General features: G+C 74.6%; 21 protein-coding genes. 13 read left to right on the top strand and 8 right to left on the bottom strand.

The window, feature by feature from the left end:
- Window positions 1–91: 91 nt before the first annotated feature.
- The 6 genes from AB0I60_RS29945 to AB0I60_RS29920 all read left to right on the top strand — a co-directional run bounded on the left by AB0I60_RS29945 (window position 92) and on the right by AB0I60_RS29920 (window position 4,975).
- Window positions 92–922, top strand: a complete 831-nt coding sequence (locus tag AB0I60_RS29945) for an LLM class flavin-dependent oxidoreductase (protein WP_360735541.1) — start codon at window positions 92–94, stop codon at window positions 920–922.
- Window positions 913–1,335: a nucleoside deaminase gene (locus tag AB0I60_RS29940; protein WP_360735687.1), complete on the top strand. Its 423-nt coding sequence runs from the start codon at window positions 913–915 to the stop codon at window positions 1,333–1,335. The genes AB0I60_RS29945 and AB0I60_RS29940 overlap by 10 nt, the downstream gene beginning before the upstream one ends.
- Before the next feature lie 337 nt (window positions 1,336–1,672).
- On the top strand, window positions 1,673–2,455 hold the full coding sequence (locus tag AB0I60_RS29935) for an ESX secretion-associated protein EspG (RefSeq protein ID WP_360735540.1): 783 nt from the start codon (window positions 1,673–1,675) through the stop codon (window positions 2,453–2,455).
- Window positions 2,446–2,853: a hypothetical protein gene (locus AB0I60_RS29930; protein WP_360735538.1), complete on the top strand. Its 408-nt coding sequence runs from the start codon at window positions 2,446–2,448 to the stop codon at window positions 2,851–2,853. Before AB0I60_RS29935 ends, AB0I60_RS29930 begins: the two co-directional genes overlap by 10 nt.
- Window positions 2,854–2,869: 16 nt before the next feature.
- Entirely contained in the window at window positions 2,870–3,430 is a 561-nt protein-coding gene (locus AB0I60_RS29925; protein WP_360735536.1) for a DUF3558 domain-containing protein, read from the top strand.
- A gap of 24 nt (window positions 3,431–3,454) precedes the next feature.
- Window positions 3,455–4,975, top strand: a complete 1,521-nt coding sequence (locus AB0I60_RS29920; RefSeq protein WP_360735534.1) for a hypothetical protein — start codon at window positions 3,455–3,457, stop codon at window positions 4,973–4,975.
- A 37-nt stretch (window positions 4,976–5,012) separates the two neighbouring features.
- On the opposite strand, the gene AB0I60_RS29915 is transcribed toward AB0I60_RS29920, so the two are convergent.
- The 3 genes from AB0I60_RS29915 to AB0I60_RS29905 form a co-directional block, all read right to left on the bottom strand.
- Window positions 5,013–6,293, bottom strand: a complete 1,281-nt coding sequence (locus AB0I60_RS29915) for an NtaA/DmoA family FMN-dependent monooxygenase (RefSeq protein WP_360735532.1) — start codon at window positions 6,291–6,293, stop codon at window positions 5,013–5,015.
- A 9-nt stretch (window positions 6,294–6,302) separates the two neighbouring features.
- Window positions 6,303–7,355, bottom strand: a complete 1,053-nt coding sequence (locus AB0I60_RS29910; protein ID WP_360735530.1) for an LLM class flavin-dependent oxidoreductase — start codon at window positions 7,353–7,355, stop codon at window positions 6,303–6,305.
- A gap of 85 nt (window positions 7,356–7,440) precedes the next feature.
- Window positions 7,441–8,505: an FAD-dependent oxidoreductase gene (locus AB0I60_RS29905; RefSeq protein ID WP_360735528.1), complete on the bottom strand. Its 1,065-nt coding sequence runs from the start codon at window positions 8,503–8,505 to the stop codon at window positions 7,441–7,443.
- A gap of 181 nt (window positions 8,506–8,686) precedes the next feature.
- On the opposite strand from AB0I60_RS29905, the gene AB0I60_RS29900 reads away from it, so the two are divergent.
- The 4 genes from AB0I60_RS29900 to AB0I60_RS29885 are packed head-to-tail and all read left to right on the top strand — an operon-like array spanning window position 8,687 to window position 11,394.
- A complete protein-coding gene (locus AB0I60_RS29900) occupies window positions 8,687–9,115 on the top strand; it encodes a DoxX family protein (protein ID WP_360735526.1) in 429 nt (142 codons plus the stop codon).
- A gap of 55 nt (window positions 9,116–9,170) precedes the next feature.
- Window positions 9,171–9,599 carry a YciI family protein gene (locus AB0I60_RS29895; protein ID WP_360735524.1) on the top strand — a complete coding sequence of 143 codons (429 nt, stop codon included), beginning with the start codon at window positions 9,171–9,173 and terminating at the stop codon, window positions 9,597–9,599.
- A 50-nt stretch (window positions 9,600–9,649) separates the two neighbouring features.
- Entirely contained in the window at window positions 9,650–10,882 is a 1,233-nt protein-coding gene (locus AB0I60_RS29890; protein WP_360735522.1) for an RNA polymerase sigma factor, read from the top strand.
- An 8-nt stretch (window positions 10,883–10,890) separates the two neighbouring features.
- Window positions 10,891–11,394, top strand: coding sequence for a GNAT family N-acetyltransferase (locus AB0I60_RS29885; protein ID WP_360735520.1), 504 nt, complete (start codon window positions 10,891–10,893; stop codon window positions 11,392–11,394).
- A gap of 2 nt (window positions 11,395–11,396) precedes the next feature.
- On the opposite strand, the gene AB0I60_RS29880 is transcribed toward AB0I60_RS29885, so the two are convergent.
- On the bottom strand, window positions 11,397–12,521 hold the full coding sequence (locus tag AB0I60_RS29880; RefSeq protein WP_360735518.1) for an FAD-dependent monooxygenase: 1,125 nt from the start codon (window positions 12,519–12,521) through the stop codon (window positions 11,397–11,399).
- A 207-nt stretch (window positions 12,522–12,728) separates the two neighbouring features.
- Here AB0I60_RS29880 and AB0I60_RS29875 point away from each other — a divergent pair, with 207 nt between their 5' ends.
- A complete protein-coding gene (locus AB0I60_RS29875; RefSeq protein ID WP_360735516.1) occupies window positions 12,729–13,790 on the top strand; it encodes an MFS transporter in 1,062 nt (353 codons plus the stop codon).
- A gap of 9 nt (window positions 13,791–13,799) precedes the next feature.
- Here AB0I60_RS29875 and AB0I60_RS29870 read toward each other — a convergent pair whose 3' ends face one another.
- The gene (locus tag AB0I60_RS29870; RefSeq protein WP_360735514.1) at window positions 13,800–15,086 is read right to left on the bottom strand and encodes an isocitrate lyase/phosphoenolpyruvate mutase family protein; all 1,287 of its coding nucleotides are present in this window, start codon (window positions 15,084–15,086) and stop codon (window positions 13,800–13,802) included.
- A gap of 65 nt (window positions 15,087–15,151) precedes the next feature.
- Between AB0I60_RS29870 and AB0I60_RS29865 the strand changes: the two genes are divergently transcribed.
- On the top strand, window positions 15,152–15,823 hold the full coding sequence (locus AB0I60_RS29865; RefSeq protein WP_360735512.1) for a winged helix-turn-helix domain-containing protein: 672 nt from the start codon (window positions 15,152–15,154) through the stop codon (window positions 15,821–15,823).
- Here AB0I60_RS29865 and AB0I60_RS29860 read toward each other — a convergent pair.
- Window positions 15,812–16,561 carry a protein phosphatase 2C domain-containing protein gene (locus AB0I60_RS29860; RefSeq protein WP_360735510.1) on the bottom strand — a complete coding sequence of 250 codons (750 nt, stop codon included), beginning with the start codon at window positions 16,559–16,561 and terminating at the stop codon, window positions 15,812–15,814. The genes AB0I60_RS29865 and AB0I60_RS29860 overlap by 12 nt on opposite strands.
- A gap of 55 nt (window positions 16,562–16,616) precedes the next feature.
- Window positions 16,617–17,657 (bottom strand): ROK family protein, encoded by a 1,041-nt coding sequence (locus AB0I60_RS29855; RefSeq protein ID WP_360735508.1) that lies wholly within the window; start codon window positions 17,655–17,657, stop codon window positions 16,617–16,619.
- A gap of 199 nt (window positions 17,658–17,856) precedes the next feature.
- Between AB0I60_RS29855 and AB0I60_RS29850 the strand changes: the two genes are divergently transcribed.
- Window positions 17,857–18,327, top strand: a complete 471-nt coding sequence (locus AB0I60_RS29850; protein WP_360735506.1) for a heme-degrading domain-containing protein — start codon at window positions 17,857–17,859, stop codon at window positions 18,325–18,327.
- A 93-nt stretch (window positions 18,328–18,420) separates the two neighbouring features.
- Here the strand turns inward: AB0I60_RS29850 and AB0I60_RS29845 are convergent, their stop codons facing one another.
- Window positions 18,421–19,527, bottom strand: coding sequence for a serine hydrolase domain-containing protein (locus tag AB0I60_RS29845; protein ID WP_360735504.1), 1,107 nt, complete (start codon window positions 19,525–19,527; stop codon window positions 18,421–18,423).
- Window positions 19,528–19,551: the final 24 nt, after the last annotated feature.

The following is a 19,551-nucleotide window of genomic DNA, read 5'->3' as shown; positions in this document are numbered from 1 at the left end:
GGCCAATCTACCGTGGAATCCACGGCGTGGACGGTCCTATGCCGTGGCGAAGCCCTTCAGAGTTCGGCGGGCACGACCTAGCCTTTCCAGGGTGTTGATCGGTGTGAACGTCCCCAACTTCGGCCCCGGCACGACGCCGGCGGTGCTGCGCGACTGGGCGCGGACCGTGGAGGGGCTCGGGTTCGACCTGCTCATGGTCTCCGACCACGTGGCCGTCACGCCCGACGTCGCGGAGCAGTACCCCGCCCCGTTCTACGAGCCGTTCACCGCGCTGTCGTGGCTGGCCGGCGTGACCGAGCGCATCTCGTTGGGCACCACCGTGCTCATCGCGCCGTACCGGCACCCCCTGCTGGTCGCGCGGATGGCCGCGAACCTGCACCAGCTCAGTGGCGGGCGGTTCGTCCTCGGCGTCGGCGTCGGGTGGGCGCGGCAGGAGTTCGAGGCGCTCGGCGTGCCGTTCCGGCAGCGCGGCAAGCTCACCGACGACCTGGTGGTCGCCGTCCGGCGGGCGTGGCGCGACGAGGCCGACTACGGGACCGGGCGCATCCCGATCTGGGTCGGCGGGCACAGCGACGGAGCGCTGCGGCGGGCGGTGCGGCACGGCGACGCGTGGCACGGCCTGCGGTTGACGCACGCCGCGTGGCGCGAGGCGGTGGCCCGGCTGGGGGAGATCGCCGACGAGGAGGGACGGCCGGTGCCCGAGCTGGCCCCGCGCATCCTGCTGCGGATCACCGACCGGCCGCTGGCCGAGCGGCGGATGGGCGAGGGCGACGTGGGACAGGTCGTCGGCGACCTGGCGCTGCTGGCGGAGCAGGGCGCGCGGGCGGTCGTGCTGGACCCGTTCGTCGGCGACCCGGCCGAGACGCTGGACCCCGGAGTGGCGTGGCACGCGCTCGCCACCGTGCGAAAGGAATTCCGGTGAACGAAGAGCACCTGCGCCGCGCGATCGCCCTGGCCGCCGAGGCCCGCGCGGGCGGCAACCCGCCGTTCGGGTCGCTGCTGGTCGGCCCGGACGGGACGGTGCTGGCCGAGGAGCGCAACAGCAGCCTCACGGACCGGGACATCACCGCCCACCCGGAGTTGAAGCTGGCCCGCTGGGCTGCCCGCGAGCTGTCGCCCGAGGTCGCCGCCGGCACCACCATGTACACGAGCTGCGAGCCGTGCGGGATGTGCGCGGGGGCGCTCGCGCGCTCCGGGCTCGGGCACGTCGTGTTCGCGCTGTCCGCCGAGCAGCTCGACGGCCTGCGGACCGGCGGCGGGTTCCCGGCCGTGCCGACCGAAGGGCCCGCGCTCCACTCCGAAGCCAGTGCGCCTTTGATCGGCTACTACCCCTAGTACGATGTGCCGAAAGGCACGGAGTTCGCACCGGTATTCCACTCGGACGATCTCTGCGGAATCGAACACCTATTCGGATCGCGTTCGGGTAACTTCCGGATGACGGTCGGACCAATTACCGCACTGCCGGGCACGAGTCTCCTACCCGGCCGCCGGACCTCGGTGTACGACCTATTCGCCCGAACGACCGGAACCCGCCGTTCGGCGTCGCCCGATAGGCGGAATCACGATTTGCCAACGGGTGACAATTCGCCGAATACCGCAATCAAGCGGAGGTGCCGGAGAGGGAGGCTGCCACCATATCCCCCGTCGTGAGGGGGAGAGGCGGGGATAACGGGTGTCGACGGGGATGGTGTGCACGTTCGCCGAACTCGACGCGCTCGGCGAAGCGCTGCGCGTCGACGTGCGGGTGTTCCCGTTCGACATCGGCCACCACGGCTCGACCCGCGAGGAACGGGTCGCCGTGGTCGCCCGCGCGCACCGGGACCTGACCGACCGGGGGCTGGTCCGGGCGGGCGGGTTCGCGCCCGACCTGGTGGAGTCGCTGCGCCTGCTCGCCGGCGGCCGGGTGGCCGTGGCCCTGGTGGGCACCTCGGGCGGGGAGCGCCCGGTGGCCCTGGCGGCGGCGGACGACCGGGCCGGCGTGCTCGCGGTGGGCGGCGACGCGACCGTGACCTTCCACCGCCGGCACCCGGACGACGTGGTGCCCGCCCTGGTCGACCTGCTGCCTGCGGTCCGGCCGGGCCCCGGCGCGTCGGTGACCGTGGTGGACGCCCCGGCACCCGCCCGCGCCCCGGACGAGGACTTCTCCGAGTTCCGCTTCACCGCCGCACCGGGGCCGGCCGCCCCGTCGGCGCGGGCGGCGGTCGAGGACATCCTGCGCCGCCCCAGGGTCGGCGCGGGCCACTTCACCGTGACGGCGGGCGGGGCGCACCGGGGCTCGCTCACCTACCTCGACACCGACGTCGGCCGCTACGCGGTGATCCCCGGCGTCGACCGGGACGGCGCTCTCTCGGCCACCTACACGCCCGCCGACCGGGCCGCGCTGGCCCGGCACCTGTCCCGGCTGGCCACGACCGGACCCGGAGCAGCCCGGGAAGGGAGTCCCCCATGGCGGTAGGCGGCATCTCCGAGGGCCTGGCCGGCATGTCCCACGCCGTCCAGGGCTTCCGCGCGGCGACGGCGGCGGGGTTCGCCATCAGCGCCCAGGGCGGCAGAGCGCTGCTGGACGCGATCGAAGCGATGCAGGCGGAACTCTCGGTGGCTCTCAGCGACGCCTCGCTCCTGGCTCAGGAGCCGCCCCTCGGCACAACCCCGGCGGCCAGGGTCTACCGGCCGTTCCTCGCCTCCATCGCCGGCGACCCCGCACAGGGGTTCTACCCGGCGCTCCAGCGGCTGTCGCAGGACCTCACCCAGTTGGCGGCCGACGTCCGGCAGTCAATGGACCTCTACGAGACGACCGAAGACGACAACACCTACGACCTGAAATCCGCCGGCGGCTCCGTCAACAGCGCCTGACCGACCGGGAGCACCCGTGAACCCTCGACTCCGCCTGGCCTGCCTGGTGGTCCCGCTGCTCGCACTCGGCGCGTGCAGCGAACCGACCCACGGCTTCGCCAGAGGCGCGTCGACCACGTCTGCGAAACCCACGCGACCGTCCACCGGCCCGACCGGCACCACCACGCCGGGCAACGCGGACACGAGCACGACGCTGGAGCGGACCGACCCGTGCTCCTACCTCACCCGCCAGGAGGCGGAGGGCGCGCTCGGCCGGCTGCTCAAGGACCCCGAGAACAGGAAGGTCGCCTCGGCCGTCACCTGCCGATATTCACCGTCGTACGGCGTAGTCGTCGTGGCGGTGCGGACCAACGTGGGAATCGCGGGTGTGCAGCCCAACGGCGGCGAGATCAAGGAGGCATCTGTCAGCGGCCGTCCCGCCAAGGAGTTGCTCGACTCGACCGGCAGCTGCGGGATTTACATGGGGGTGACTGAAACCTCGCGGGTGGATGTCGTCGTCACCACGGTGGGCAGCGACAAACCGCCGTGCCCCATCGCGGTCCAGGTCGCCGGGCTGGTCGAACCGAGATTGCCGTAGCGACGGGCCTGAGGGGGCGACGGGATGGAGCAGGGGGCCTCACGACGTGAGCCGGACCCGTACGAGGACTACGGGCTGCACCGGCACACGTCGGCCAAGACCGACCAGGAGCTGCTCGACCAGGTGGCTCGCGACCAGGGGCTGGACGGGCCGCTCGCCCGCCTGCTCACCGAGCTGCTGCACGCGGGCGAGGTGGACGACGTGCTCGACCACCAGGCCCTCCGGCTGGGTGAGGGCGTGCCCACCAGGTCCGCGCCACCGGACCCCGGCGCCTACTACCCGGGCATCCCCCACCAGGAGCTGTACGAGAGCGTGCACACCGAGGTGGACCCCGGGCGGGTGGGCGAGATGGGGAGCGCCTGGACCACCCTCGGCAACGCGCTGACCGGCTTCACCGAGTCCATCGCCAAGGCGATCGCGGACAGCGAGGAGGACTGGGTGGGCACCTCGGGCGACGGGGCCCGGCAGGCGCTGGCCGACCTGGGCAACCGCGCCGGGAGGACGGGCGTCTCGGCGCAGCTCGCGGGCACCCTGTTCGCCCAGCAGTCGCGGGCGCTGTCCGACGCGCGGAACAGCGTGCCGCCGCCGCCCTCGCCCGCGTTCTCCGTGCAGGAGGCCAACGACCGGCTGCTGCGGATCACCGATCCGCTGGAGGTCGTCCGGCAGGCGGCGGCCGACCGGGCGGCGTTCGAGCAGCAGCAGGAGGACCACCGGGAAGCGGCGCGGGTCGTGCAGACCTACGACCGGACGGTGGCGCAGACGGCGGCGGCGCAGCCCGCGTTCGCCCCGCCCCCGGCCGTGCCGGAGGAGGCCCGGACCGACGGGGAGACCCCGGTCGGCACGCGCGGGACGTCGTCCCGCCGGGTGGCGGCGGTCCCCGAGGTCCCCGGGACGTCCGACACCACCGGGACCTCCGGCACCACGGCACCGGTCGCCCGGACCGGACCGCCCGGCGCGGAGCCGCCCGGTGTCGGCGGGGTGACGCAGCCCGGCGGTACCGGCCACGGCGCGGACGTCACCCCGGGCAGGCAGCCCGCCGGCGGCGTGCCGGGGGTGGGTGCGGTCGGCGGTTTGCCCGGGGTCGGTCCGGCCGCCGGCCGGGCCGGGGCGGCGTCTGCGCGCACGACCTCGTTGCCCGGCGGTGCGGCGGCGGCTCGCGGTGGCCGTGCCGGCGGCGTGCCGGGGGTCGGCGGTGGTGGCAGGCCGGGATTCGGCGGGGGTGCGCCCGGAGCAGGCGGACAGGGGCCCGGTGGGCACGGTCCGGGTGGGCACGGTCCGGGCCAACACGGCGTCGGGCACGGCGGCTCGTCCGGTGTCGCGCCGCCCGGCGGTCAGCAGCCCGCTGCCGCGCGGGGTGGCGCGGCGACCGGGCGCGGGGCCGGCGGACCGGTCGGCGCGGGCGGTGTGGGCGGCGTCGGCGGGCCGCAGCGGGAGGAGGACGTCGAGCACCACAGGCCGTCCTACCTGGTCGAGCCCGACCCCGACGGCGTGTTCGGCGACCCCACGGCGAGCGCGCCCCCGGTGATCGGCGACTGGGACCACTGACCACCCCCGCACCCACGGCCCGAGCCGCCCACGACCGCTACGGCCGGGTCAGGCCCAGGTGGTCGCGGAGGGTCGGGCCGGTGTAGTCGGTCCGGTAGACGCCGCGCTCCTGCAACAGCGGCACGACCGTGTCGGCGAAGACGTCGAACCCGCCCGGGGTCACGTGCGGCACCAGGATGAAGCCGTCGCTCGCGTCCGCCTGCACCAGCTCGTCGATGCGACCGGCCACGGTGGCGGGCGACCCGATGAACGTCTGCCGCGCGGTCCGCTCGATCACCAGGTCCCGGATGGACAGCTTCTTCGCCGCCGCCAGCTCGCGCCACTCCCGGGCCGTGGCGGCGGGATCGCGGTGGCTGCGCACGCTCGCCCGGCCGCGCGCGACGGTGTGCTCCCCCGCCACCGGGTCGACCTCCGGCAGCGGGCCGTCCGGGTCGTAGGCCGACAGGTCGCGGTTCCACACCTGCTCCAGGAACTTGATCGCGGTCTGCCCGCTCACCTGCTGCCGGCGCACCTCGTGCGCGAGTTCCTGGGCCTCGGCGTCGGTGTCGGCCAGCACGAACGTCGCGGCGGGCAGCACCTTGAGCTGGTCGGGCGTGCGGCCGTACCGCTCCAGCCGGCCCTTCACGTCGGCGTAGAACGCCTTGCCCTCCGCCAGCGTCGCGTGCCGGCTGAAGATCGCGTCCGCCTTGGCGGCGGCGAACTCGCGGCCCTCGTCGGAGTCGCCCGCCTGGAGGATCACCGGCCTGCCCTGCGGCGACCGGGGCAGGTCGAACCGGCCGGAGATGTCGAAGAAGTCGTCCCGGTGCGCGAAGTCACCGCCCTGCTGCCACGAGTCGAACAGCACGGTGGCCGCGTCGAGGAACTGCTTCGCCCGCGCGTAGCGCCGGTCCTCGGGCAGGTAGCCGCCGCGCCGGAAGTTCTCGCCGGTGAACGCGTCCCACGAGGTGACCACGTTCCACGCGGCCCGCCCGCCGGACAGGTGGTCCAGCGAGGTGAACTGCCGCGCGACCTCGAACGGCTCGTTGAACGTCGAGTTGATGGTGCCCGCCAGGCCCAGGTGCGTGGTCACCGCCGCCAGACCCGCCAGCACGGTGAACGTGTCCGGCCGGCCCACCACGTCGAGGTCGTGGATGAGCCCGTTCTGCTCGCGCAGCCGCAATCCCTCGGCCAGGAAGAAGAAGTCGAACTTGGCCCGCTCGGCGGTCCGCGCGAAGTGCGCGAAGGAGGAGAACTCGATGTGGCTGCCGGCCTGCGGGTCGCTCCACACCGTCGTGTTGTTCACGCCGGGGAAGTGCGCGGCGAGGTGGATCTGCTTCATCTCGTCCTCTCAGGCGGCGTAGCGGTTGGCGGGCCGGGGGAGTCCGAGGTGGCCGCGCAGCGTGGTCGCCTCGTAGGCGGTGCGGAAGGCACCGCGCCGCTGGAGCTCCGGCACCAGGTCGGACGTGATCGCCACCAGGTCGTCCGGGAGCTGGGCGGGCCGCAGCCGGAAGCCGTGCGCGCCGGCGTCGCGCCACTCCAGCAGCAGGTCGGCGAGCCGGGTGGCGTCGCCCGCGAACACGACCGCGTCGGAGTCGAGCCCGCCGGCGTCCTCGGCCCGCGCCTTGCGGTCGGTGTCGGAGAACACGACCACGTCCACGAAGTGCCGCAGCCCGCGCACTTCCGCGACGATCGCGCGCAATTCGTCGGTGCTGCGCGGAGTGGTGAACACCAGGTCCGCCGAGCGCCGCGCCAGCTCGTGGATGCGGGAGGCGTGGGACAGCACCGCGACCGGCGGCTGCCCCTGCGGCGGGCGCGGCGTGATGGACGGTCCCTTGACGTCGAACCACTTCCCGCTGAAGTCCGCGTAGTGCAGCTTGTCCCGGTCGATGAACCGGCCGGTGGCGGCGTCGCGGATCTCCGCGTCGTCCTCCCAGCTGTCCCACAGCCGCCGCAGCACCTCGACGTAGTCGGCGGTCTCGTCGAGCACGTCGGCCAGCAGCGCGTCGTCCAGCACGTCCGGGAAGACCCGCCGGCCGACGTGCCGGGCGTGGTCGGGGGCGAAGCTCCCGCGCACCCGGACCCCGGCCCGCCCGGTGCTCACGTAGTCCAGGGTGGCGATCGCCTTGGACAGGTGGAACGGCTCGGTCAGCGTGGAGACCACCGTGGGCACCAACCCGATGTGCGTGGTCAGCGGCGCGACGCGGGAGGCGACCAGCACCGAGTCCAGCCGCCCGACCGGTCCGAGGTCGTCCTCGAAGGTGACGAGGTCCAGCAGGCCGCGCTCGGCCTCCCGCACCAGGTCCACCCAGTACCCCGGGGTGAACCGCGCGGGGTCGCCCGGCGCGGTGGGGTGCCACCCCGGTGCTTCCAGCGCCACCGCCAGGTGCAGACCAGCTCCCATGTCCCGGCTCCCTTCGCCCTCTCCCGGATTCTGCGGCAGCTCCGGGAGCCGGCGGAGGGGCGACCACCCTGTGGGAGGTTCGGGATCACCGGCCCCGGGCGGGAATATCGAGCGCGAACCGCCGATCACCGCCGGCGTCGGACGTGGCGAGGTCGGCCAGCACCCGGCCGACGGCCGGCACGAACTTGAAGCCGTGGCCGGAGAACCCGGCGGCCACCACGAGAGGCCCGTGCCGGTCGAGCACGAAGTCCGCGTCGGGGGTGGAGGTGTAGGTGCAGCTGATCGGGGCGAAGTCGTCCGGGTCCACGCCCGGCAGCCACTCCCGGGCGTAGCGCCGCAGCGCGGCCAGCCGGCCGGGTTCGGGGCGGAAGTCGCGCGCGTCCGGGTCCACCACCGGGCCGCCGCCGTGCGCGCCGACCTTGATCCCCTCGCCCGGTGTCGCCAGCCCGTACACCGCGCCGGGGCGGCGGTGGATGAACGCGGGCCAGTCCGTGCCGTCGACCGGCGCGAAGTGGGCGGGCTGCTCCTGGGTGACGGTCAGCGGCGGCAGCGGGACCAGCCCGCCGAGCAGCTTCGCCGACCACGCGCCGACCGCCACCACGACCCGCCGGGCCCGGAAGGTCTCCCGCTCGGTGACGACCTCCACCCGGTCGCCGACGCGCAGCTCCCGCACGGGGGTCCCGTACCGGACCTCGCCGCCGAGCGCGGTCGTCAGGTCCTGCAGCAGCCCGACCGCGCGGTCGGCGTGCAGCCGGCCGGAGCGGGGGTGGAAGAAGACGTCGCCGTCGAACCGGAGCCCCGGCCACCGCTCGCGGGCCGCGCCCGCCGTCAGCACCTCACCGGGCGCCCCGGCTGCGGCCATCGCCTCGGGCAGCCCGGCGGTGTCGCCGTGGTCGACGCCGCCGGTCTCGGTGAGCAGCCCGCCGCCGAGGTCCCGCCACAGCGCGAGGGCCTCGGCCGCGAACCGGACGTACACCGGGTCCGGGTAGACGAGCCGGAAGATCCGGGACGCGCCGTGCGACGCGCCGAACGCGTGCCCGCGCGCGAACCGCTCCAGCAGCACCACCTCCACGCCCCGGGAGGCGAGCTGCCACGCCACCGCCGACCCCATCGCCCCGCCACCGACCACCACGACGTCCGCTTCGCCCACACCCACGAGCGTCGCCGGGCGGCCCGGCGCTGTCCAGACCTCCCACCCGCCGGGCGGCCGACCGGCCGGACAGGCCCGTGACCTGCACGAACAAAAAACTTCGAAAAGTTTCGCCGGTCGTGTCGATCCGGCGGGGGTCCCGATCGTCGCGTAGGCAAGACCACCGAGAAGGGACCCGGACATGACCACCACCGCCCCGGCCACCGCCACCACGTCCGCCCGCACGACCCGGCGCAACGACCTGATGCTCGCCGCGTTCCGCGTGGTGTTCTCGTTCCTGTTCGCCTGCCACGGCCTCCAGGGCTTCGGGTTCCTCGGCGGCGTGGACGGGCAGGGCACGGCGGTCCCGGTCGGGTCGTTCCCCGGCTGGTGGGGCAGCCTCATCGAGCTGGTCGGCTCGGTGCTGGTGGCCGTCGGGATCGCCACCCGGACCGCCGCCGTCCTGTGCTCCGGCGCGATGGCCTTCGCCTACTTCGTCGTGCACCAGCCGACCGGCCTGCTGCCCCTGCACAACATGGGCGAACTCGCCGCCGTCTACTGCTGGGCGTTCCTGCTGATCGCGGTCGTCGGGCCCGGCTCCTACACCCTGGGTCGCGCGTTCCGCCGCTGACGTTCCGCACCACCGGCCACAATGGAAGACAACCACTCCGAAAGGGACTACCGAGATGCGTTTCATGGTGATCGTCAAGGCCACGAAGGACAGCGAAGCCGGCGCGATGCCCAGTGACGAGGAGCTGCGCGCGATGGGCGAGTTCAACGAGGAACTGGTCAACGCGGGCGTGCTGCTGGCGGGCGAGGGCCTGCACCCCAGCTCGAAGGGCGCGCGGGTGTTCTTCGACGGCGACCAGCGCTCCGTCGTGGACGGTCCGTTCACCGAGACCAAGGAGCTGATCGCGGGCTTCTGGCTGCTGGAGCTGAAGTCGCTGGAGGAAGCGGTGGAGTGGGTGAAGCGGGTGCCGAACCCGACCGGCGAGCAGTCGCAGATCGAGATCCGCCAGGTGTTCTCGCCCGAGGACTTCGCCGACGCCTCCCCCGAGGTGCTCGCGCACGAGGAGGAGCTGCGGGCCCGGACGGCCGCGCAGCGCGAGGCGTAGGCCCCACCCCCCTTGCCGACGCGCGTCGGGAGCTGGTCTGATCTCCGATCGTGACAGCTCCCGATGCGCGTCGTGCTGTCGAGGCGGTCTGGCGGATCGAGTCGGCACGGTTGATCGCGGGCCTCGCCCGGCTGGTCCGAGACGTGGGCCTGGCCGAGGAACTCGCCCAGGACGCCCTGGTCAGCGCTCTGGAGCAGTGGCCGGAGACCGGCGTCCCGCGCAACCCCGGCGCGTGGCTGATGACCGCCGCGAAGAACCGGGCGGTCGACCGCATCCGGCGCGAGCAGAACTACCGGCGCAAGCTGGCGGAGATCGGCCGGGACCAGGGGGCCGACCACGTCCCGGACGCGGGCGACGGCGTCGGGGACATCAACGACGACCTGCTGCGGCTGGTCTTCACCGCGTGCCACCCGGTGCTGTCCACGGAGGCCCGGGTCGCGCTGACCCTGCGGATGCTCGGCGGCCTGACCACCGACGAGATCGCCCGCGCGTTCCTGGTCGCCGAGCCGACCGTGGCGCAGCGGATCGTGCGCGCCAAGAAGACCCTGGCCAAGGCGGGCGTGCCGTTCGAGGTGCCCGCCGAGGACGAGCGGGACGCCCGCCTGTCCAGCGTCCTGGGCGTCATCTACCTGATCTTCAACGAGGGCTACTCCGCGACGGCGGGCGACGACTGGATGCGGCCCGCCCTGTGCGCGGACGCGCTGCGCCTGGCCCGCGTGCTGGCCCGCCTGATGCCCCGCGAACCCGAGGTGCACGGCCTGGTCGCGCTGCTGGAGATCCAGGCGTCCCGCTCCCGGGCCCGCACCGGCCCCCGGGGCGAACCGGTGCTGCTGATGGAGCAGAACCGGGCGCTGTGGGACCAGCTGCTCATCCGGCGCGGCCTGGCCGCCCTGGAGAAGTCGGGGCGCGGGCCGTACTCGATCCAGGCCCGGATCGCCGCCTGCCACGCCCGCGCGCGCACGCCCGAGGACACCGACTGGACCCTGATCGCGGGCCTGTACGAGGCGTTGGCGCTGGTCGCGCCGTCACCGGTGGTGGCGCTCAACCACGCGGTGGCGATCAGCATGGCGTTCGGGCCGCAGACGGCGCTGGAGCTGGTGGACGAGCTGGTGGACGAGCCGGCGCTCAAGGGCTACCACCTGCTGCCGAGCGTGCGCGGCGACCTGCTGGTGAAGGTGGGGCGGCCGGCGGAGGCGCGGGTGGAGTTCGAGCGGGCGGCGGCGATGACCCGCAACGAGCGCGAGCGCACGCTGCTGCTCGACCGCGCGGCGGCCTGCGGTTGAATCGGGGCGTGGACCTCCGCTACCGCCCCATGACCTCCGAGGACGCCCTCGACCTGGACGACACGTTCACCACCGACGAGGTGTTCGAGGTGACGACCCGACCGCTCGGGTTCGCGCTCACCCCCGTCCCGGTGTCGCCGCCGCTGACCAAGGTGTTCCCGCCGGACGAGGACGAGCTGCCGCGCGACGGTTTCGTCGCGGTGGACTCGGCCGTGCGGGGGTTCGTCTCGGTCGAGCTGGCCGAGTGGCACGCGCGGCTGGTGCTCCGGCAGCTCACCGTCGACCCGGCGCACCGGGGACGCGGGGTGGGCCGGGCGCTGGTGGACCTGGCGCTGGGCTGGGGCCGCGAGCGCGGGGCGCGGACGGCGTGGCTGGAGACGTCGAGCGTGAACGTGCCGGCGGTGCGGGCGTACCAGCGCATGGGGTTCGCGCTGTGCGGCCTGGACGTGACGCTGTACCGGGGGACGCCGTCCGAGGGCGAGGTCGCGCTCTACCTGGCGCGCGAGCTGTAGCCCTACGGCCGGTCGCCCTGCACGCGGCCCGCCGGGTCGTCCACCGGGCGGTTCCACTCGATGTGGTGCCGGTAGAACGAGTACGAGTCCGCCGTGCGGTTTGCGCCCAATCCGGCGCTGATCTCCACCAGCGCTTCCACCCTCGCCCGGCGCACCCGCTCGTAGACCTCGAACGCGGCCTGCGGCCCGGGGAGGTCGCGCAGGCACATCGCCAGGACGACGGCGTCCTCCAACGCCATCGACGCACCTTGACCGGCTGCCGGGGACGCGGCGTGCGCCGCGTCCCCCACCAGCACCAGCCGCCCGTCGTGCCACACCGGGGTGGACGGCACGTCGTAGGCGTTCCCGCCCCGGATCTCGCCGCTCGCGCGCACGATCGCCGCAGCGGGCGTGTCGTCGTCGGCGAACGCCGCCGACGCCTGCTCCGCCCACTCCCCGGGCGACCCGCCGCGCAGCTCGTCCCCCGGCACCCGGGCGAACCACCAGGTCCGGCCGTCCGGCGCGGTCGCGTGGCCGAAGAACGCCCGGCTGCCGGTGATCATGTGGTACCGGCCGGGCGCGGTGGTCGGCGCGAGGCCCTCGGTGTAGCCGTAGAAGACGTTCAGGCCCGTGTAGCGCGGTTCCGGCGCGGTCGGGTCCAGGATGCGGCGGGTCACCGAGCGCAGCCCGTCCGCGCCGACCAGCACGTCGCCCTCCGCCCGGCTGCCGTCCTCGAACGTCGCCCGCACCCCGTCCGCCGTGTGCTCCGCCCGGACCAGCCGCTTGCCGTGCCGGATCTGCACGCCCCGGCGCGCGGCCTCGTCGTGCAGCGCGCGGTAGAGGGTCGAACGGCGCAGCGTGCGCGGGCCGGTGACGTCGGTGTGCCAGCGGGCTTCACTGACCAAATGCCCGGTGCCGGTGTAGAGGTCGAGGCCGTCCGCCGCGAAGGACCGGTCCACGACGCACTGTTCCGCGCCGATCGCCCGCAGCGCGTCGAGGCCGTTGTGCATGATGGTGAGGAAAGCTCCGATGTCGTCCGCGCCGGTCGGGTACGCCTCGTGCACCACCGCCTCGATCCCGGCTTCGCGCAGTGCCATGGCGGTCACGGGCCCGGCTACGCCACCGCCGACGATCAGCGCTCTGGTCATGCCGTTCACGCTAGCGCGACACTGCGCTGCGCAGCCGTGCCCGACCTCGCCGGCTCCGGGTAGCGCGCCGGGGTGCACGGGAAAATCGGGTGGTGGTCGGGCCGGTCGGGGTTAGCCTGCGTCATGCCCTTCGGTTGACGCCCGCTGCCGCCCCCGGCCCGGCCACCGGCCCGACTGTTCGTCGGGTGGGCGCTGCTGGCCGACGTCGTGCCCCTCTACCCGATGTACGCGCTGCTGTTCGCGGACAACGGGATGTCGGACGGGCAGATCTCCGCGCTGTTCGCCCTCTGGTCCGGGGTGGCGGTGGTCGCGGAGATCCCCTTCGGTGCGCTGGCCGACCGGTTCTCCCGCCGCTGGTCGCTCGTCGCGGCGGGCGTGGCGCAGGCGTGCGGGTACGCGCTGTGGACGGCCGTGCCCGGCTTCTGGTCCTACGCGGCGGGTTTCGTGCTGTGGGGCCTGGGCGGCGCGCTCGTGTCGGGCGCGGTGGAGGCCCTGCTGCACGACGCCCTGGGCGCGGTCGGCGCGGCCGACCACTTCGGCGTGGTGCTGGGCCGGGTGACGGCGGTGGGCCTGCTGGCCCAGATCCCGGCCGCCCTGGCGGCGACCGCGCTGTTCACCACCGGCGGGTACGCGCTGGTGGGCTGGGCCAGCGTGGCGACCTGCCTCGGCGCCGCCCTGGTGGCGACCCGGCTGCCCGAGGGCTCGCGCGGGGAACCGGAGAGCTACCTGGCGACCCTGCGCGCGGGCCTGGCCGAGACCGCCGCCGTGCCCGCCGTGCGCCGGGCGGTGGCGGTGGTGGCGCTGCTGCTGGGCGTGGACGCCCTGGAGGAGTACTTCCCGCTGCTGGCGCGGGACTGGTCCGTGCCGGCGGCGCTGGTCCCGGTGGCCGTGCTGGCGATCCCGCTGGCGGGCGCGGCCGGCGCGGCGGCGGACGCGTCCCGCGTGCCGCTGTGGGTGCCGACGTCGCTGTCGGCGCTGCTGCTGGCGGCAGCCGGGTGGCTGCACCACCCGGCGGGCCTGGCCCTGGTGGCGGTGGCGTACGGCCTGTACCGGTCGGTGCTGGTGGTGGCGGAGACCCGCTTGCAGGAACGGATCACGGGTCCCGCGCGGGCGACCGTCACGTCGGTGGCCGGCCTGGGCAGCGAGGTCGCGTCGTACGGCGTGTACGCGGCGTGGGTGGTGGGCGGTGTTCCCCTGGTGTCGCTGGGGATCCTGGCCGTCGCCCTGCTGCTCCCCCGGGCCCTGCGCCCCGCTCCGGCGACGACGTGAAGCGCCGGGTCAGCGTTCCACCAGCCGCCGGACCTCGTCGTAGCCCGGCACCTCGCCCACGGGCACGCCGTCGCGGACGGCCCGCGCGGTTGCGACGGTTGTCCGCAGCGCAGCCCGGAACAGCAGCGACCCGGTGCTGATCCGGCGCACGCCCAGCTCCGCCAGCTCGCGGACGTCCCGCTGCGCCGGCACGTTGAGCGGCACCGGCACCGCCGCGACCACCTCCGCGATGTCACCGGGGTCGACCAGGCCCGGCACGAAGATCCCGTCGGCCCCCGCGTCCACGTGCCGGAGCGCCCGCCGCACCGTGCTGCCCCGGTCCACCGACAGCCAGTGCGTGTCCACCCGGGCGTTGACGAACAGGTGCGGTGCGGTCTCCTTGAAGGCGCGCACGGACTCGGCGTGCTCCGCCGGGTCGGCCAACCCGGTCCCGCGCCCGTCCTCGATGTTCACGCCCGCCACGCCGAGGTCGGCCAGTTCCGCCGCCAGCCCCCGCACGTCGCCGAACCCGGCTTCGACGTCGACCGTCACCAGGGTCGGCAGGCGCACCAGCTTGCGCACCAGCGCCAGCGTCTCCTCGCGCGCGGCACCGGCCGCGTCCGGGAGCCCGTTGACCGCCGCGACGCCCAGGCTCGTCGTGCCGATCGCCGTGAACCCGGCGTCCACCAGCGCCGCGCCGGACGCGAAGTCCCACGCGTTGGGCAGCACGAGCGGTTCCGGCCCGTCGTGCAGCCGGTGGAAGCTCCCTCCGGCCGGCGCCGTCGCGTGCTCGCGGGCCGGGCAGCCGTGCCGGCCCGCCCCGAACGGCACCTCGGCCAGGTCCACCACGACCTCCCGGCCGTCCGGTGCGATCCGCCGCGTGACCGGCACCGGCGGTTGCGCGCCCGCGATCAGCGCGTCCACCGCCGGACCGGCCTGCACCAGCAGCCCGATCAGGGCGGCGGTCCCCTCGTCCCACGTGCCGCCGCACGCGCCGACCAGCCGCGCCACCGCGTGTTCCGCCTCCGCCGTCACCGTGGTGTGCGGCTGGTAGGAACGCGCCACGACGGCGACGTCCGGCACGACCGTGCGCGGCAACCCCAAGGCGGAGGCCAACTTCGCCACCGGGTGGCCGGGCGTGCGCAGCGCAGCGGCGTCCACAGTGGACAAAAGGGTGACGGCGAGCGCCCGCCGCCGCGCGTGGTCCGCGCCCTCGCTGAACCGGGCCACGTGGGCGCGCAGCCACGCCACCCCGCGCTCGGCGTGCGGGACGGACGGGACGGCGAAGGCGGGGTCGAGCAGCACGTGGTGTTCCATGCCGGCCACGGTAGGGGCGGGACGCTTCGGCGCGCGCCGAAGCGTCGGGCGCGCACAATGGCCCCATGGCTGCCGACGAACTGGCAAACCTGGCCGCGCTGCTGGCAGACCGCACCCGCGCGCACTTCCTGCTGTCGCTGCTGGACGGTCGCGCCTGGACCTCGGGCGAGCTGGCGCGGGCCGCCGGCGTCTCGCCGCCCACCGCGAGCGAGCACCTGACCCGCCTGGTGCGGGCGGGCCTGCTCGTGGAGCGCCGCCAGGGCCGCCACCGCTACCTCCAGCTCGCGGGCCCCCGCGAGGCCGACCTGCTGGAGCACCTGCTGACCTACGTCGGCCCGACCGCTCCCGGCCGGACGCTGCGGGCCGCGACCGCCTCCGCCGCGCTGGCCCGGGGGCGCACCTGCTACGACCACCTGGCCGGGCGCCTGGGCGTGGCGATCACCGACGCCATGGTCGGCCGACGCCTGCTGGACGACTCCTGCGCCCTGACCCCGGCGGGCGCGGAGTGGCTGGGCGGGCTCGGCGCGGACTTCTCCGGCACCCGCCGCCCGGTCGCGCGGGCGTGCCTGGACTGGACCGAGCGGCGGTCGCACCTGGCGGGCGCGGCCGGCGCGCACCTCTGCGCCCACCTCCACGAACGGGGCTGGGTCCGCCGGTCCGGCACCGGCCGGGCGGTGGTGGTCACCGGGCCGGGCCGCGCCGCCCTCGGCCGGCTGCTGGGCCTCTCAGCGCTGTAGCCACCCGGGCAGCCACGACGGGTCGCCCGCCGGCACCACGTCCACGACCAGGCAGGTGATGTTGTCCGGCCCGCCGCCCGCGTTGGCCGCGTCGATGAGCGCCCGCACGGTCGCGTCCCCGTCCGGGTCGGCGGCGAGCAGCTCGCCGATCGTGCCCGGCGCCACCACGTCGGACAGCCCGTCCGAGCAGATCAGGTACCGGTCGCCCGCCTGCACCTCGTGGAAGAACAGGTCGGCGTCGTGCGAGCTGCCCGCCTGCAGCGCCCGCATCAGCATGGACCGGCCGGGGTGCTCGGCGGCCTGCTCGGCGGCCATCCGCCCGTCGTCGACCAGCGCCTGCACCATGGTGTGGTCGCGGGTGAGCTGGGTCAGCTCGCCGTCGCGGACCAGGTAGCACCGGGAGTCCCCGATGTGCCCGACCGCGAACCGCTCGCCGTCCCACAGCAGCGCGGTGAGCGTGGTGCCCATCCCGCGCATGTCGAAGTTCTCCTCGGCCAGGTCGGTCAGCCGGACCGCGATCTCCCGGGCGGCACCGGCCAGCGCGGACAGCGGGTCGTCGGCGTCGACGTCCAGCTCGGCCAGCACCGCCACCGCGATGGAGCTGGCCACCTCCCCGTACGCGTGACCGCCCATGCCGTCGGCTACTGCGTACAGGCGCTCGTTGAAGTACACCGAGTCCTCGTTCGCCTCACGGCGCAGGCCGGGGTCCGTCCCGACGGCGTGGCGGAGCGCATACATGCCGGATAGTGAATCACCCGCACGTGTGCCCTTGAGCAGCACTGTCCGAAAAAGGTCAGCGGGGACGCCCGTAGAACCCGCTCAGGACGAGCATCGCCGCCCCCGCCGCCACCACGTCGTCGGCCAGCGGGGTGATGCCGACGTCGACCGGCAGCCACGCCGCCGTGGGCAGCTCGGCCCGCACGCCGGCCAGGTACGCCCCCGGCGCGGCGAGCACCGCCCGGCCCGCCAGCACGACGTGGTCCACGTCCAGCAGCCGCACCAGGTCGGCCACCGCCGAGCCGACCACGGCGGTCGCGGTGGCCAGGTCGCCGGACCGCGCGGCGAGGTTGTGCACGGCCTCGACGCAGCCGGTCCGCCCGCACGCGCAGCGCGGGCCGTCGAGCCGGGCGGTGGTGTGCCCGAACTCGCCGGCGTTGGTCCGCGCGCCCCGGTGCACCCGCCCGTCCAGCAGCAGCCCGACGCCGATGCCGGTGCCGACGAGCACCAGGACGGCGTCGCGCAGCTCCTCGCCGCGCCGCCACGACTCGGCCACGATCGCCGCGTTGGTGTCCTTGTCGACCACGACCGGCAGGCCGAGGCGCTGCTCGGCCAGCTCCGCCAGCGGCACGTGGTGCCACCGGGGCAGGGCCGTCGCGTCGTGCACGACGCCGGACCGGTGGTCCAGCGGCCCGACGAACCCGATGCCCACGCCGAGCAGCCGCTCGCCGCGCAGCGGGTCGACCAGCCGGGCCAGCTCGCCGACGAAGGCGTCCGGGTCGAAGTCGGGCGGCAGCGGCGCGTCCGACCGGTCCAGCACGTCGCCCGCCAGGTCGGTGAGCACGACCCGCAGCTCGTCCCGCTCGACCTGCGCGCCGATCGCGAGCCTGCTGTCCGCGACCAGCCTGAGCAGGGTGCGCGGCTTGCCCACGCCGACGTTGCGGGTGCCGGACTCGACCAGCAGGCCGTCCGCGATCAGCCGGCCGACGACCTTGGACACCGCCTGCGGCGTCAGCCCGCTGCGCTCCGCGAGGTCGACCCTGGTGACGGCGCCGGAGCGGGCCAGGCCCAGCACCACCGCGTCGTTGTAGCCCCGCAGGAAGCGCAAGTTCGGCACGCCCGGATGATCGCACGACCCGGGACCGGGGACGGGCGATCCGTCGACACGCGGGTCCCGGCACAGCGGGGAAACACCGAAGCAGGACAGCCGCGCGTCGGCGCGGGCGCGGTGCCCGGTCCGAGCGGTGGGCGGGGCGCGTTCTACCGTCTGCTGGTCGAGGCGGCACCCCGTCCGCCCGGACCGGAGAGGTGGCCCTGTGAGCGGTGCGACGAGCCTGCTGGACGAACTGGCCGAGCAGGAGGCCCGACTGGTCTTCCGCTCGTTCACCAACGAGGACGCCCTGGCGCTGGGCCTGTTCCTGGTCGACGCGGCCCGCGCGCAGGGCCTGCCGATCGCGGTGTCCGTGCGGCGCGGGCAGCAGCGCCTGTTCCACGTCGCGCTGGCCGGCACCTCCGCCGACAACGACGAGTGGCTGGACCGCAAGAGCCGGGTGGTGGACCGCTACGGCCGCAGCTCGTTCCGGGTCGGCGAGACGTTCCGGGCGCGCGGGCGCACGTTCGAGGCCGACTCCCGGCTGGACCTGGACCGGTACGCGGCGCACGGCGGCGCGTTCCCGGTGCTGGTCGAGGGGGTCGGGATGGTCGGCACGGTCGGCGTCTCCGGCCTGGCCCAGGCCGACGACCACGCGTTCGTCGTGGCGCAGCTCGACCTGTTCCTCGCCCGCTGAGCCGGGCTGCTCCGCCACCACGGGCGGGGGGCCGTTCTCCCGAACGACCCCCTCCCCGGCAGCGATCACCACGCGGCGATCATCGCGTGACGATCAGCAGAACACCTCGTCGAGCACCTTGTCCCAGCCCCGCCCGGCACCGGGTTCGGGCGAGTGCGTGAAGGACGCCTGCACCCTGGTCCGGGTGTCCTTCGTGGTGCCCATGAAGCTGGAGTAGCCCGGGATGCCGCCGGTGTGGCCGTACACGGTCACACCGCACGGGAGCGGGATCTGCTCCAGCCCCAGGCCGTAGCCCTCGGTGAAGGGCAGCGCCCTGGTCAGCTCGGCCTGCTGGGCGGGCTTGAGCAGCCGCCCGTCCAGCAGGGCGTCCACGAACCGGTCGAGGTCGGCGGTGCTGGAGATGATCTCGCCGGCCCCGTAGGCGACCGACGGGTTCAGCTCGGTGACGTCCACGACCCGGCCGTCCACGGTGTAGTAGCCGTGCGCGTGCGGGCCGGGAATGTGCCGGCGGTGGCCCGGCACGGACGTGTCGTGCAGCCCGAGCGGGCGCAGGACGCGGTGCGACACCGCCGCGTCATAGGGCTTCCCGGTGATCTTCTCGATCAGCAGGGCGGCCACGACGTAGTTCGAGTTCGAGTAGCTGAACGCGGTGCCGGGCGGGAATTCCAACGGCTTGGACGTCGCTATCGACAGGATTTCCTGCGGCGTCCAGTCCTTGTAGCGGATCGTCTCGAACCCGTCCGGACCCAGTGGCAGCGCGGCCGTGTAGTTGAACAGCCCGCTCGTGTGCTGTAAGAGCATCCTTACGGTGATCTTGTCGCCATCCGGCAGCAGGCCCGGCAGGTACCGGCCGATCGGCTCGTCCAGCCCGATCCGCCCCTCCCCCACCAGTTGCAGCACGACGGTCGAGACGAATGTCTTCGTGATGCTGCCGGCCCGGAACCTCCCGTCGGTCGGCACCGGCTTCGCGGTGCCCCACTCCGCCACGCCGGCGCGCGCGGTGAACCGGTCGCGCCCGTCCACGACCCGGATCTGGACCCCCGCCACGCCGCCCCCGGTGGCCATCTCGTCGAGCGCGCGCTGCACGACCTGCCGGTCGATCCGCGTGCCGGAAGGGGCGGGTTGCGCGACTGCGGTGCCCCCGGTGCCCAGTACCGCGAGCCACGCGACGGCGACTGCGGCGATTCCCCTCTTGCTCATCGAGCTTCCTCCCGATCGATGTCC

Origin of the sequence: Actinosynnema sp. NPDC050436, assembly GCF_040655415.1 — a bacterium.
In the GTDB taxonomy this organism is placed as follows: Bacteria; Actinomycetota; Actinomycetes; order Mycobacteriales; family Pseudonocardiaceae; genus Actinosynnema.
Note: the sequence above shows the minus strand (reverse complement) of the source record. Positions and strands in the feature narration are given on the sequence as shown.